This is a genomic window from Leisingera sp. JC11 (assembly GCF_040704725.1).
Classification (GTDB): domain Bacteria; phylum Pseudomonadota; class Alphaproteobacteria; order Rhodobacterales; family Rhodobacteraceae; genus Leisingera.
Genome location: NZ_JBFCVS010000003.1, coordinates 150,541 through 164,276, shown reverse-complemented (window position 1 = coordinate 164,276; position 13,736 = coordinate 150,541). Strand labels below are relative to the sequence as shown.

Here is a 13,736-nt window from a genome sequence, read left to right as displayed (position 1 = left end):
GAGTCGCAGGCAGCGTCAAACGGAAAATGTGCGACTTTGCCAGATTTCCGGAAATTTTGCCTGCCGATCGTTTTCCCAAGTGAAACCAGTGCGTTGACGGCAGAATCCAGGAATTTGCCTATGCGGAATTCCGGGTTTCGGTTTGATCCTGCGCAAAGTGGCGGATTCGTAAAAGGGGCATAGGAAAGTCATGAAACAGATTGACCGCCTCCAAGCCCTTGGGCTGTTCGACAGCCGGGTGCCCCGCTACACCTCTTATCCGACCGCGCCGGTGTTTTCTGCAGCTGTTGGTGCTGCGGAGCAGGCCCGCGAGCTGCAGGCGCTGGATCCGGATGTGCCGGTCTCCGTGTACTTGCACATCCCGTTCTGCGAGCGGCTGTGCTGGTTCTGCGCCTGCCGCACGCAAGGCACCCAGACGCTGAGCCCGGTGGAGAGTTACATCGGCACGCTGGAGCAGGAGCTCAAACTGGTGGCGCCGCTCTTGCCCAAGGGCTTGCGGATGGGGCGGATGCATTGGGGCGGCGGCACCCCGACCATCCTGCCGCCGCATCTGATCCACCGGCTGGCGCAGGCGGTGAAGGCGGTGTTCCCGCATACGGAGGACTGGGAGTTCTCGGTGGAGATCGACCCGACCATGGTTGACCGGGACAAGATCGCTGCGCTGGCCGCGGAAGGCATGAACCGCGCCAGCATCGGCATCCAGGACTTCGATCCGCTGGTGCAGCAGGCAATCGGCCGGGCGCAGCCGTTCGAGGTGACCAAGGCCTGTGTCGAGGACCTGCGCGCGGCGGGGATCAATTCGTTGAATGCCGATCTGGTCTATGGGCTGCCGCATCAGACGCAGGCGCGGATGGCGGATACGGTGGAGAAGGTGCTGAGCCTTAACCCCGACCGGCTGGCGCTGTTCGGTTACGCGCACGTGCCTTGGGTGGCCAAACGGCAGAAGCTGATCAAGGAGGAGACGCTGCCCGACGATCTGGCGCGCTATCATCTGGCCGGGCTGGCGGCGGAGAAATTTGCTGAGGCCGGGTTTGCGGCAATCGGCATCGACCATTTCGCCAAACCCGGCGACGGGCTGGAGGTTGCGGCCCGCACCGGCCACCTGCGCCGGAACTTCCAGGGCTATACGGACGATACCTGCCCGACGCTGATCGGGTTCGGTGCGTCCTCGATCTCCCGCTTTTCCGGCGGCTACATTCAGAACGCGGCGGCAACGCCTGCCTATGTGCAGCGGGTCGAGGCGGGGCAGCTGACCGGTGCGCGCGGCCATGTGATGAGCCAGGACGACCTGCTGCGCGGCCGTGCTATCGAGATGCTGATGTGCGAATTCCGGCTGGACCGGGCGGAGCTGTTGCAGCGCTTTGGAGATCTGGCGGCAAGCCTGGATGCAGAACTGGCTCAGATCGCGGCACGCTTTGGTGACCTGGTGCACTTGGATGATGAAGCTCTGGAGATCCTGCCCGAAGGCCGCCCGCTGACACGGATCATTGCCAGTTGCTTTGACGCCCATGTGCCTGAGGGGGTGCGCTACAGCCGGGCCTCCTAACTTGGCGGTGGGGCGCTCCCGCCTGTTCCGGGGCCTCCTGCCGGAGGCCCTTCACAGTTGTGCGTGGCGCTGTGCTGACGCACAGCGCGGCTTTCCTCAATGAGCACGCCGCTTGCCGGTGCGGGGTCAAGGGCTGCGTTTGCCGGCGAGTCACGGCGCGGCCTGCCTTTCAACGGGTTTTCGGCAGAACAGGCAGCGCAGCTGCCGGGCCCAGGGCCGCCAAGGGGCGCCGGCGCAGCCGGGGCATCTGCGGGCGCGGGAGTACCCCGGCCCTGGATCTTTCAGCCGTCCCTCACCAGCCGGAATCCCAGGTAATCCGGCGGCAGCCCGACGGCGCAGCCGCCGACGCTGGCATCTCGGATGAAGTCGATCACCACTGCCCGGTGGCGGCCGCCTGTGATGCGGGCGCTGCAGTAGGGATCGCCAAGTTTGAGGCTGCCGTCCTTACTGACCTCACCGTTTTGCATGCAGCCGCCGGTCCATTCCCAGATATTGCCGCCAAGGCCTGTGAGGCCGTTGCTGTTGGCGCCCGGCTCGCTTTTCGGGTCCTGTGCCGGTCCCGGCAAGCCGCGCAGCGTGACGCCGCGTGCATATTGGCGCAGCCAGCGCTGGGCCGGGTCGCCGCTATCGGTTTCGACCGCCTCGTCGCCAAAGATTTCGGCCGCAGCGAGCTGCCATTCGGCTTCGTCCGGCAACCGCCAGCTATGGCCTGTCTGCTTGGAGTACCATTGGGCATAAGCGGTTGCGTCGTGCCAGCTGACATGGGTTTGCGGCTGACTGCCCTCTGCCGTGGTGCTGCCCGCTTCCTTGCAGGCGCCCGCTGCTACGCAGGCCGCATATTCCGCGCCTGAGACCTGATGTTTCATGATTTCAAATGCCGCAACAGGCCGCTGCTGTTCCGGAGGCACCACGCTTTTGCCGTTGCGGTGAAAGTTTCCGATCGGGCGGTAGGCGATTGTATCTGCGGCGATGACAACGGTTTCGGTCAGCGGGGCCGGGTCCTTGACCGTCGAAAACCAAAGGCCCGGAACACCAATTGCGGCGGCAAGCCCGGCGGCGATCAGCTCAGCTTTCATGTCAGCGTCCCTTCAAGGCAAAAACGGGCGGCTGCGTGCTGCGGCCGCCCTGTCCAGTTTCGCATCCGGCCGAAGATCAGGAGCCGGAGTATTCGGTCGGGGCGACCACCTGTTCCATCAGGTCGTTGTTCCACTCGCCTTCGACCACCACGTGGGCAGTTGCGCCGAGGTTCACCGCCTCGATCAGGTTGTGGTTCACGTAGGCATAGACACCCGGCTGCAGGAACTCATAGAGCGCCGCCCCGGCGGAGCCGCCGCGGATGAACCAGGTTTCCAGATCGCGGTCCGGCACGTTGTTGAACTTGCCGGCTTCCCAGACCAGGTCGCCGTGGCCGCCGATCAGGTGCGGGCGGCTGTCGCGATTGGCCTGGCTGTGAACAAACAGCACTTTCTCGCCCTGTTTCGCTTTCATGGCGTTTTCACCGGTCAGCGCGCCGACCGCGCCGTTGAAGACCACGTGGCTGGGGATCAGCCCGTTCATGACTTCCAGCGTATCGGGGTAGCTTTCGCCGACGTCCTCATAGCGGATGTAGTCGCCGTTTTCGTCCTTCGGAATGTAGAATTCGTTCTCGCCAATATAGTAGACGCGGTCGTATTTCACCGGATTGCCGTTGTGGTCCGACAGCCCTTCGCGCGGCAGCACCATGATGGTGCCGGCCATGCCCGAGGCGACGTGCCACGGAATCATGGGGCCGCCCGGGGCGCAGTGGTAGACAAAGGTGCCGGGGCGGGTGGCCTTGAAGCGCAGCACCGTTTTTTCGCCCGGATTCACCAGGGTCAGTGCGCCGCCGCCCAAGGCACCGGTTGCCGCGTGGAAGTCGATATTGTGCTGCAGCATGTTTTCCGGCGGGTTGATCAGCGTGAGTTCGACATAGTCGCCCTCATGCACCACCATCATCGGGCCCGGGATGGAGCCGTCAAAGGTCATGCCCTGCAGGTAAGCGCCTTGGTCGACCTCGATCTCTTTCTCGACGATCTTCATCTCGAATTCGACGATACGGGGTTCGCCGGGCGCCACTTGCTCGTGCTCATGCACGAAAGGCGGGGCGACCAGCTCGCGCTTGATGCGCTGCAGGCTGGACAGGTCCACCGGTGCGGCGGCCTCGTGAACTGTGGTGCTTTCGGCCTTGGCGGCTTTGGCAAGTACAGGCAGCGCTGCTACGCCGGCTGCTCCCATCAGTGCGGCTCTGCGGGTCAGCATGATGTTCTCCTTTCAGTGTCCCATTTGCCGTGTTGGCCAGAAACTAGCCGGGGCACCGCCGCTCCATGTTGCTCTTGATCAACCTTCGATAAGTTTTCTCGAAGTCGAGATAAGGGACCTTTAAGATGCAGGTTTTAGATTGGTGCCGCCAAGAGCCGAGCTTCCGGCAACGGAAGCGAACTGCCGGCAAATTTAACTGTTAAGGTCAGTTTAACGGGCCGCCTGCTATCCCGGAGATGGGTGAAAATAGTGGTGGTGGACATGAGCGCACAGAGCAATGTGGCGCCCATTATCATCAAGAAGAAAAAAGTCAGTGGTGGCGAGGGTCACCACGGCGGCGCATGGAAGGTGGCATATGCCGACTTCGTGACCGCGATGATGGCCTTCTTTATGCTGATGTGGCTGCTGAACGCGACGACGGAAAAACAACGTAAGGGGCTGGCGGATTATTTCTCGCCGTCGATTCCCCTCAGCCGGATTTCCGGCGGCGGCAATGGTGCCTTTCAGGGGGACAGCATGTTCACCGAGGAAATCAAGCCGCAATCCGGAACCGGGGCGACGGACATCAATCCGGCAGACGCCCAAAAAGCGCAGGGTGATACCGGAGTTGAGTCCGACTACAAGCGGGAACAGGACGACGATAAGTTCCGCGCCATTGAGGAGCAGCTTTCCGGGCGCGGCGGCGAAAGCATGGTCTCTACCGCGATGGCCCGCCACATCGTGACCCGTGTCACCGACGAAGGGCTTATCATCGAGCTGTTCGCCACTGAGAACACACCGCTGTTCAAAGAGGGGCAGGCAAATCCGACGGCCTTGTTCCGGGACCTGGTCAGGATGATTGCCCGTGTGTCCGAAAGTGTGACCAACAACATCGCTGTCGGCGGCCACATCCGGTCGCATCCTGTTGTGCTGGCGAAGAATCCGGTATGGGAGCTCTCCCATGACCGGGCCGATGAAACCCGCAAGCTGCTCGAATCGGGCGGGCTGGCGGCGGCCCGAATTGACCGGGTGACGGGACATGCCGACCGCAAACTGGCCGTCAGCAACCCGATGGCGGCCCGTAACGACCGGATCGAAATCATCCTTTTGCGGGAATAAATCGCTGTAAAGAAGAGATTCTGCCGCTTGCGGAGGCCCTGTTTCCTTCCGTAAGCGGCTCGTTAGCCGCCCGTTAATCGCTGCTGCGCTAACTGTTGCATCCAGAATGATTAGATGCAGCAGAAAGGCGTGCTATGACCATTTCTTCGTCGCTGAACGCGGGCGTTTCAGGATTGAGCGCCAACGCCAGCCGGTTGGCTTCCATTTCCGACAACATCGCCAACTCCGCGACCCGCGGCTACAAGCGGGTGCAGACCGACTTCCATTCCATGGTCTTGTCCGGCTCCGGCGGCACCTATTCGGCGGGCGGCGTGCGCACCACCAATGTCCGCCTGATTGACGAGCGCGGGCCGCTGGTCTCGACCAACAACGCAACCGACCTCGCGGTGCGCGGCCGCGGTATGCTGCCTGTAGCCTCGATCACCGAGGTGGAAGCAGGCGGCAGCCCGACGATGCTTTTGTCCTCAACCGGGTCTTTCCGCACCGATTCGAATGGCTATCTCTCAACGGAATCCGGTCTGGTTCTGATGGGTTTCCCAGCGCTGGCGGATGGCACCGTGCCTGATGTTGCGCGTGACACCAGCGCTTCCCTTGAGCCGGTCCGCATCGACCTGAACCGCCTGTCGGCGGAGCCAACAACCGAGATCAGTCTGACCGCAAACCTGCCTGCCTCCGAAACTGATCCGGGCGCAAGCGGCGACCCGGTGGAGCATGTTGTCCAGTATTTTGACAATATGGGCCGGTCGGAGGAGCTGGCGATCACCTACACGCCGACGGTCGCAGTGGCGCCTGCAACAACCGGCACCAATGAATGGACGATGCAGATCGTCGATTCGGCAACCGGTGCAACGGTGATCGGCGAGTACACCCTGACCTTTGACGACAGTGCCTCCACTGCCGGCACGCTGCAAAGCGTGGCCACCGTGACCGGCGGCGCCTATGACGCCACGGCCGGCTCGGTCACCATCACCACTGCCAGCGGCCCGGTCGAGATCAACATCGGCGTCATCGGCGAGCAGAACGGGATGAGCCAGCTGGGCGATGAGTTCGTTCCGGGCACGACCGTGAAGGACGGCACCGCGGTCGGCTCCTTCGTGTCGGTTGAAATCAACGAATCCGGGGAAGTCATTGCCAAGTATGACTCCGGCGACACCAAGGTCATCTACAAAGTCCCGCTGGCGGATGTGTCCAACCTGAACGGCATGCAGTCTCTGGACTCGCAAACTTACAAGCCGACGGATGACTCCGGTGCGTTCTACTTGTGGGACGCAGGCAGTGGCCCAACCGGTGAGATCCTGGGTTATGCCCAAGAGGAATCAGCCGTCGACGTGGCGACTGAATTGACCGACATGATCAAAACCCAGCGTGCCTATTCGTCCAACGCCAAGGTCATCCAGACAGTCGACGAGATGCTGCAGGAAACCACGAACATCAAGCGCTAACGCGCTTGATGGCCACCTGACACAGGCTTCATGAAAGCAGGCTGATAAATGTCTATCTACTCCGCCCTTAACAGCGCGATGAGCGGCCTGTCTGCGGCCAGCCGGTCCTCGCAGATCGTTTCCGAGAACCTCGCCAATGCCCTGACGCCAGGGTATACGCGCCGGGTTCTGGACCTGAACAGCCCGGGTACTGGTGCTCCCGGCGTCCGGGTAGGTAATGTTCAGCGCCTGAACGATCCGGTGGTGATTTCCAATCGCAGAGTTGCCGAAGCTGATTTCGGTGCGGCCAAGGTTCAGGCTGACTTCTTTAGCCGGATGTCGGACCTGGTTGGCACCGTGGATGACGAGATGTCGCTGGCTTCGCAGCTGTCGGAGTTCGAATCCTCCTTGATCGAGGTTGTCTCGCGCCCGGATTCGCAGCCCCGCCTCAATGATCTTTCGGTAAAGGCGGAAACCCTGGCGGATTCAATTTCCCGTACGGCTGAAGGGCTGCGCGATCTGAGGATTAACGCTGACAGCGCGATCAACAGCCAGGTCGACACCGTGAACCAGGCCTTGAAGGAAATCGAAAAGCTGAATGCCCGCATCATGGTGGTGGAAGCTGGCGGCATGGATGCCGTTTCCATGCATGACCAGCGCGATCAGCTGATCGACCAGGTGAACGAAATCATTCCGGTCAATGTGGTCCGGCGCGACAACGGACAGGTGACGCTGTATTCCACCGGCGGGGTGATGCTGCTCGACGGCAAGGCGTCCGAGCTGAGTTTCAACCCCTCGCGGGATATCATGCCGCACATGACGCTTGGCAATGGCATGCTGTCCGGGCTTGAGGTCAACGGCAGGGTGATCGACACCGGCCCGAACGGGCCGTTGCGGGGCGGCACGCTGACTGCGCAATTCGAGATCCGCGACGTGACCGCTGTGGAAGCCCAGGAAGACCTGGACGCGATGGCCAGGGATCTGATCGAGCGGTTTCAGGACCCGGCGCTGGATGGCACCATCGGGGTGACCGACGCCGGTATCTTCACCGACGGCGGCGGTTTCTTTGATGCCGCGAACACCGTGGGCATTTCCAACCGGATCGAATTGAACGGCCTGGTGTCCCTGACCGGCAGCGCGGAGACGTGGCGGTTCCGCGACGGGCTGTATGCCGCGGCACCTGGCGACCCAGGCGACTCGAGCCTGCTGCAGGGCTATTCGGATGCCTTGAACGCCACACGCACGGTGTCTTCGGTCGGGCTGGGGACGTCGGATCTGACCGCGAGCACCCTAAGCGCAAATCTGTTGTCGCGCTTTGCGCAGGACAACGAAACCGCTGCACGCGGTTCCACCTTTGCTGCCACCAGCTTCAATGAGCTGAGCCAGGCCGAGCTGGCACTCGGGGTCGATACCGACGCCGAGCTGCAGAACCTGATGCTGGTAGAGAAATACTACGCTGCCAACGCTCGGGTCATCTCTGTTGTCGACGAGCTTATGGAAACACTTTTGAGGATCTGACGCATGATTATTAATTCTTACGGCGATATGGCGCAGCACCTCTTCCTCCGCAGCCGCAATGCGGATCTGAAGGAAAACGTCACCACGCTTTCCGAGGAATTCGCCACTGGCAAAACCGCCAATCTATCCGAACGGCTGGGTGGAGATTTTACCTACCTGGCGGATCTGGAGAGCAATCTGAACCGGCTTGACAGCTATATGGTCACCAATAGCGAAGTTAAGCTGTTTGCCACCACCATTCAGGGCAGCCTTGATAAGGTGCAAAGCCAGGTGCAGGCGATGCGCAATGATATTCTGACGCTGTCGCCGGCGATGGATGAATACAACGCAGAGCAGTTCGGCAGCCAGGCTAAGCAGCGGATTTCCAGTGCCATCAATCTGATGAACACGTCCGTTGGCGGCCGCACAATATTTGCCGGAACCGCAACGGATACAAAGCCGCTCAATAACGCCGGCGCGCTGATGAGTGCCGTTTTGACGGAAGTGTCAGGGCTGACGACAAGCAATGACATCATTCAGGCGGTCAAGGACTGGTTTGACGACCCGGCCGGCTTTGATGCGGTTATGTACCAGGGCTCTGCCACAGCTCTGCAGCCGGTAACGGTGGGTGAGGGCGAGCAAGTCTCCCTGGGTATCCAGGCCAATGATCCCAGCCTCAAGCACGCGCTGCAAAGCTACGTCATCACGGCGCTGGCGGACGAGCCCAGCCTTGGCCTGAGCGAAGACGTGAAGATCGACCTGGTCATCGAGGCCAGCAGCGAGCTGACCGAAAGCGAAGACCGGCTGATCAAGGTGCAGGCCGATGTCGGCTTTATCGAAGGGCGTCTGGATGCAATCAACACCCGTAACGAAGCCTCGAAAACCAGCCTGAGCGTCGTCAAGAACAACCTTGTGTCCGCTGACCCGTATGAAACCTACACCCGGCTGCAGGAAGCGCAGACACAGCTTGAAGGCCTCTACACCGTTACCGCGCGCAGCTCGCAGCTTTCCCTGCTGAAGTACATCTCATGATCAGAATTCTTCGTCTCCTTATCGCGTGCCTGTTTCTGTTGCCTGCAGTGGCGCAGGCCAATGCTATCCGCCTCAAGGATCTGGTCGAGTTTGATGGCGTACGCGGCAATGACCTGGTCGGCTACGGCCTGGTTGTCGGTCTCGATGGCACCGGTGACGGGCTGCGCAATTCGCCCTTTACCGAAGAGATCATGTCCAACATCCTTGAGCGTCTCGGCGTCAACGTGACCGGCGAGCAATTCCGGCCGAAGAATGTCGCCGCGGTCTTTGTGACCGCGACGCTGCCGCCGTTTGCGCGGGTTGGCAGCACCATTGACGTTACAGTTTCCGCCATCGGCGATTCCAAGAGCCTGCTGGGCGGCACCCTGATCATGACGCCGCTGAATGCAGCTGACGGACAAATCTATGCGGTTGCCCAAGGCACGATCCTGGCCGGCGGTGCTGTGGCCGAAGGCGAAGCCGCGGTCGTTACCCAAGGGGTGCCGACTGCCGGGGTGATCCCGTCGGGAGCCCGGGTTGAACGGGAGATCGACTTCGATCTGGCTTCGCTAAATTCCATGCGGCTGGCGCTGCGGGAGCCGGATTTCACCACGGCCGGGCGGATCGAACGGGCAATCAACGCCGAGTTCGGCGGCAACGTTGCCCTGATGCGGGATTCCGGCACGGTTGAAGTGGATATCCGCCGCACCAATACCCGCTCAACCGCCCATGCGGTGGGGCGGATCGAAAACATCCTGGTTGAGCCTCAGCGCAAGGCGCGCGTGGTGGTGGATCAGCGTTCCGGCACGATTGTGATGGGCAGCGATGTGCGGATCTCCCGCGTGGCCGTGGCCCAGGGCAACCTGACCTTGCGGATCGAAGAGACCCCGCTGGTGGTGCAGCCGAATCCCTTCTCCGACGGCGAGACGGTTGTTGTGCCGCGCACCGGCGCTGCCATCGAGGAAGAGGAAGGCATTCAGCTGGCGGAAGTTCCGGAGACAACCTCATTGTCCGAAGTTGTGGCGGGATTGAACGCCCTGGGTGTGTCGCCGCGGGACATGATCGACATCCTCAAGAGCCTGAAGGCGGCCGGAGCACTGCACGCGGAGTTTGTAGTGCGCTGAACCAAGGCAAAATCCTGAAAACTGCCCGGCCATTGCATCCAATGGCCGGGTTTTCTCTGTCAAATGATGCGGCATGCAGCCTTGGCTGGCCGGCCGGCCGGGCCGGAAATGGTGTTTGCCGACGCCGATCCCGGGCACTTCCGGCAGGGAATTGAGCGGGGCACATGGCAACGGAGCGGAGAGCCTGAACTACGAATTTGCTTGAGGCTCTCGGCAATACGCCGGAGCTACTGCGGCGCTCTTGCTTGCAGGCCCAGGCGGCAAGTGGAAATCGGGACGACCGGCAGGCGGATTGCTGACGGGTGTTAGGCAAGATTTCTTATTCAGAAACTTCGCCTCACGAAAAAAACCGGGCACTGCATGTGCCCGGCGTGGTCCGCTTGGTTTGGGAGCGTCAGGGGTAGTAGCTGCGCACCAGTGCGGTTGCGATCAGGCTCCAGCCGTCGGCGACAACAAAGAACGCCAGCTTGAACGGCAGGGAAACGATGGCTGGGGGGACCATCATCATCCCCATCGACATCAGGATTGCGGCCACGACGAGGTCAATCACCAGGAAGGGCAGAAACACCAGAAAGCCGATCTGAAAGGCACGGGCAATTTCCGACAGCAGGAAGCTGGGCACCAGCGCTGACAGGGGCGCCTCGGGCACCGGGTCCAGGCCCTGTGTTTCCGGCCTGAGATCTGCAATTGCATAGAATGTGTCCGGGTCCAGCCGGTTGGCCATGAAGGCCCGGAACGGCTCCAGGCTGCGGGTAATGGCCTCACCCGGCTCCAGCTGCTCTTCCAGCAGCGGATTGATCCCGGTCGCCCAGGCCTCTGTGAAGACCGGTTCCATCACGAAATAGGTCAGAAACAGTGCCAGGCTGATGATCAGCATGTTTGGCGGTGCCTGCTGCAGGCCGATGCCCTGGCGCAGGATCGACAGAACGGTCACCAGGAACGGAAAACAGGTGATCATGATCAGCAGGCCGGGGGCCAGGCTGAGCACGGTAATCAGCAGGATCAGCTGGATCGAGCGGGCGGATATAGACTGCCCGTCTGCCAGTGAGAGGCTCAGTTCTTGAGCCAGGGCGGTGTGCGGCAAGGCCAGCAGGAGCACTGCGACCAGAGCCGCCCGCACAAATGTCTTCTGTGTCATCCCAAACCGCTTTGCAGATCGGCAATTTCCGTCAGGCGCACGGCCAGCTGGCCTGCCTGATCGCCTTCCAGCTCTTCCAATTGGCCGCGGGCAACCAGCCGGTCGCCGACATAGAGGTCAACCGGGTCTTCCACCCGCTTGTCCAATGTCAGGATGGCGTTTTCACCGAGGCTGACCAGGTCGCGGATCAGCGGCCTGGCCTTGCCGACCGAGACCACCACCTCGACGGGAACCGAAACGAAAGGGTTGCTTGCGTCGGCGGGTTTCATGTTCAGATCGGCCGCGTCATCCATAATGGCTGTCCTCATTGGCGTGATAGGTAAAGGCCTCAATCGAGTCCTGGATCGATTCGAGCAGGGCATCACAGTTGATTTCGCACTCGGCGCTGCCGACGCTCAGGTAGGCTTGACCGGGCGACAGCATGCTGTCTTCCCGCACCGTTACCGGCACAGAGAATTTCTCCGGCAGCAGACTGCGCACGGCAGCACCTTCGCCGGGGGAGACCACGATCTGCATCGGCTGATCGGCCTGCCCCTTGGCCATGCCCGCAAGCTGGTCGACAATGTGATGCCCGAAGGAAGCAGCCATTGCATCCGGCAGCACCGCACTGGTCAGCACCTTGAACATCGGATCCAGCGAATCAAGCAGCTGGCTCTGGGCTTCTTGATAAGTAAAACTGAGGTCTTCCAGCGAGCTGGCAAGCTCAGCGGAAATCCGGGTGTTTTCCTGATCCTTGGCGGCCACCGCGTCGTCCCAGCCTGCGCTGTAGCCGTTTTCGAAGGAAGCCAGCCGCTGCTCTTCAATGAGCTCCTCGGGAATTGCGGGCAGAGTAGGTTCCACCGGCGTCTTCATTCCGAAGTCTTCAAGCAAATGTGCAATTGTCATCAGGCCTGCTCCTTATTCTCTTCCAGCCAGCCGCGCAGAATCTGGACCGTTTCCTCCTGCCGTTCGCCGATGAGGCTGCGCAGGCGGTCGACGGGATCATCCATGCCGCCGCCCATAGCCGGCAGTCCGATGGCCCCCATCATGTCGCCGGTGCCCATCTCCGGCAGGCCGCCCAACGGCTCGAACTGGCCGGTTTCGCTGTTTTCAATTTCACCATCCAGGGCCAGGCCTGCTCCCAGGTCCGGGGCCGTCATGAAGCCGTCGCCGCCCATCCCGGGCAGACCAGGCAGCGCATCCGGAGACGGGCCCGGTGCGGCCAAGGCATTGGCAGGGGCGGCTTGGTTCGACAGGATCGGGCGCACCACAAACAGGCCCAGGATCAGGCTGACAATGGCGAGTGCCGCGATCTGAACCAGCGACATTGCGTCGAAGTTCAGATTGTCCATGAAGGATGAGGTGGCCACAACGCCTTGGGGTTCCACGGCCGGCAGTTCCATCGACTTGAGCGTGATTACGTCGCCGCGGTCTGCATCGAACCCGACTGCTGCGGAGATCAGCTCCCGCATTGCGGCCAGTTCTTCATCCGGCCGGGGCTGGAAAATGGTCTCGCCCGCGTCATTGGTCACGGCGGTGCCGTTAATCAGAACTGCGACAGTCAGGCGTTTGATCGCACCGGGTCCGCGCAGAATTTCTTTTTCGGTCTCCGAGATCTCGTAGTTGATCCGCTCCCGGGTCGCGCTGGTGTTGGCTTTCGACCCCTGGCCTGAAGCGGCGTCGCCATCGGGAATATTTGAGGCAACTGTGACTTCGCCGGACTGGTTGGTGGAGGAATCTGCGCGTTCTTCGACATCGGTGCTGACCGCGACACGGCTCTTCGGGTCCACCAGTTTCTCACGGATCGATTCGGTATCGGTGACGGTTTCCACGCTTACTTCGACAACGGCATTGCCCTGGCCGACGCGGGCCTCAACCAGCCGCAGAACCCGCTCGCGAATCGTCTGCGAGCGGTCATCTGTGCCAGCGCCCGCAGCTGCGGTCGCGTCTGTCGAACCGATCAGGGCGCCATTGGCGTCGATCACGGCCACGTTGTCCACGGCCAGGCCGGTAACGGCAGAAGAAACCAGGAAACGGATGGCGTTGGCCTGGGCGGGGGTGATCGGCGAACCCATCGGCACAATTGATACGGACGCAGTCGGCTCAACAGTTCGCTGGAAGGGATTCGATCCGGTGTTGGCGATATGCACCCGTGCCTGGCTCACATGCGGGCTGGCGACGATTGTGCGGGCCAGTTCGCCTTCCTTGGCGCGCCAATAGGCGGCATCGAACATCTGCGAGGTGGTCCCGAACCCGCTGAGCGAATCGAGCAGTTCATAACCTTTGCCGCCATTTGCGGGCAGGCCTTCGCTGGCCAGCGTCATCCGCAATTCGTCTCGCTGGGTGGAGGGCACATAAATAGAGCCGCCGCGCACCTCGAACTGGGTGCCGCGCTGCTCCAGCGCCCGTACCACATCTCCGGCCGAACCGCTTTCCAGCCCGGCATAGAGCAGTGTCATTGTTGGCTTGCTTGCCACATGGGACATCGCGATGACGCTGAGAATCATGATCACCGTGGCCCCCACGGCAATCAGACGCTTCCGCATGTCCATTTCTGCCCAGACATTCTTGATCTGCTGCACATTAACCTCCGTCGCACCGGCGTTCTCTCCGGCATGCAACCGTTTTGAGGGATCGGCCTTAAC

General features: G+C 61.5%; 12 protein-coding genes. 6 read left to right on the top strand and 6 right to left on the bottom strand.

Features of this window, described 5'->3' with window-relative positions; genetic code table 11:
- The first annotated feature begins 190 nt into the window (after nucleotides 1-190).
- A complete protein-coding gene (hemN, locus tag AB1A62_RS04545; RefSeq protein WP_366660242.1) occupies nucleotides 191-1,546 on the top strand; it encodes an oxygen-independent coproporphyrinogen III oxidase in 1,356 nt (451 codons plus the stop codon).
- Nucleotides 1,547-1,827: 281 nt separating this feature from the next.
- Here the strand turns inward: hemN and AB1A62_RS04540 are convergent, their stop codons facing one another.
- A complete protein-coding gene (locus AB1A62_RS04540) occupies nucleotides 1,828-2,622 on the bottom strand; it encodes an SUMF1/EgtB/PvdO family nonheme iron enzyme (protein WP_366660241.1) in 795 nt (264 codons plus the stop codon).
- Between the two features lie 76 nt (nucleotides 2,623-2,698).
- Nucleotides 2,699-3,823, bottom strand: a complete 1,125-nt coding sequence (gene nirK / locus AB1A62_RS04535) for a copper-containing nitrite reductase (protein WP_260016791.1) — start codon at nucleotides 3,821-3,823, stop codon at nucleotides 2,699-2,701.
- A gap of 261 nt (nucleotides 3,824-4,084) precedes the next feature.
- Here nirK and AB1A62_RS04530 point away from each other — a divergent pair, with 261 nt between their 5' ends.
- The 5 genes from AB1A62_RS04530 (at nucleotide 4,085) to AB1A62_RS04510 (ending at nucleotide 9,974) form a co-directional block, all read left to right on the top strand.
- Nucleotides 4,085-4,921, top strand: a complete 837-nt coding sequence (locus AB1A62_RS04530) for a flagellar motor protein MotB (RefSeq protein ID WP_366660239.1) — start codon at nucleotides 4,085-4,087, stop codon at nucleotides 4,919-4,921.
- A gap of 134 nt (nucleotides 4,922-5,055) precedes the next feature.
- A complete protein-coding gene (locus AB1A62_RS04525; RefSeq protein ID WP_366660237.1) occupies nucleotides 5,056-6,363 on the top strand; it encodes a flagellar hook-basal body complex protein in 1,308 nt (435 codons plus the stop codon).
- A 48-nt stretch (nucleotides 6,364-6,411) separates the two neighbouring features.
- Nucleotides 6,412-7,860, top strand: coding sequence for a flagellar hook-associated protein FlgK (gene flgK / locus AB1A62_RS04520; protein WP_366660235.1), 1,449 nt, complete (start codon nucleotides 6,412-6,414; stop codon nucleotides 7,858-7,860).
- A gap of 3 nt (nucleotides 7,861-7,863) precedes the next feature.
- Nucleotides 7,864-8,871, top strand: a complete 1,008-nt coding sequence (locus AB1A62_RS04515) for a flagellin (protein ID WP_366660234.1) — start codon at nucleotides 7,864-7,866, stop codon at nucleotides 8,869-8,871.
- The gene (locus AB1A62_RS04510) at nucleotides 8,868-9,974 is read left to right on the top strand and encodes a flagellar basal body P-ring protein FlgI (RefSeq protein WP_366660232.1); all 1,107 of its coding nucleotides are present in this window, start codon (nucleotides 8,868-8,870) and stop codon (nucleotides 9,972-9,974) included. The genes AB1A62_RS04515 and AB1A62_RS04510 overlap by 4 nt, the downstream gene beginning before the upstream one ends.
- A gap of 394 nt (nucleotides 9,975-10,368) precedes the next feature.
- Here AB1A62_RS04510 and fliP read toward each other — a convergent pair whose 3' ends face one another.
- Genes fliP through fliF form a run of 4 tightly spaced genes read right to left on the bottom strand, consistent with a single transcriptional unit; the run spans nucleotide 10,369 to nucleotide 13,673 of the window.
- Nucleotides 10,369-11,112, bottom strand: coding sequence for a flagellar type III secretion system pore protein FliP (gene fliP / locus AB1A62_RS04505; RefSeq protein ID WP_366660230.1), 744 nt, complete (start codon nucleotides 11,110-11,112; stop codon nucleotides 10,369-10,371).
- The gene (locus AB1A62_RS04500; protein ID WP_366660228.1) at nucleotides 11,109-11,405 is read right to left on the bottom strand and encodes a FliM/FliN family flagellar motor C-terminal domain-containing protein; all 297 of its coding nucleotides are present in this window, start codon (nucleotides 11,403-11,405) and stop codon (nucleotides 11,109-11,111) included. Before AB1A62_RS04500 ends, fliP begins: the two co-directional genes overlap by 4 nt.
- Nucleotides 11,398-11,997, bottom strand: a complete 600-nt coding sequence (locus AB1A62_RS04495; protein WP_366660227.1) for an ABC transporter ATP-binding protein — start codon at nucleotides 11,995-11,997, stop codon at nucleotides 11,398-11,400. The genes AB1A62_RS04500 and AB1A62_RS04495 overlap by 8 nt, the downstream gene beginning before the upstream one ends.
- The gene (gene fliF, locus AB1A62_RS04490; RefSeq protein WP_366660226.1) at nucleotides 11,997-13,673 is read right to left on the bottom strand and encodes a flagellar basal-body MS-ring/collar protein FliF; all 1,677 of its coding nucleotides are present in this window, start codon (nucleotides 13,671-13,673) and stop codon (nucleotides 11,997-11,999) included. Before fliF ends, AB1A62_RS04495 begins: the two co-directional genes overlap by 1 nt.
- Nucleotides 13,674-13,736 lie beyond the last annotated feature (63 nt).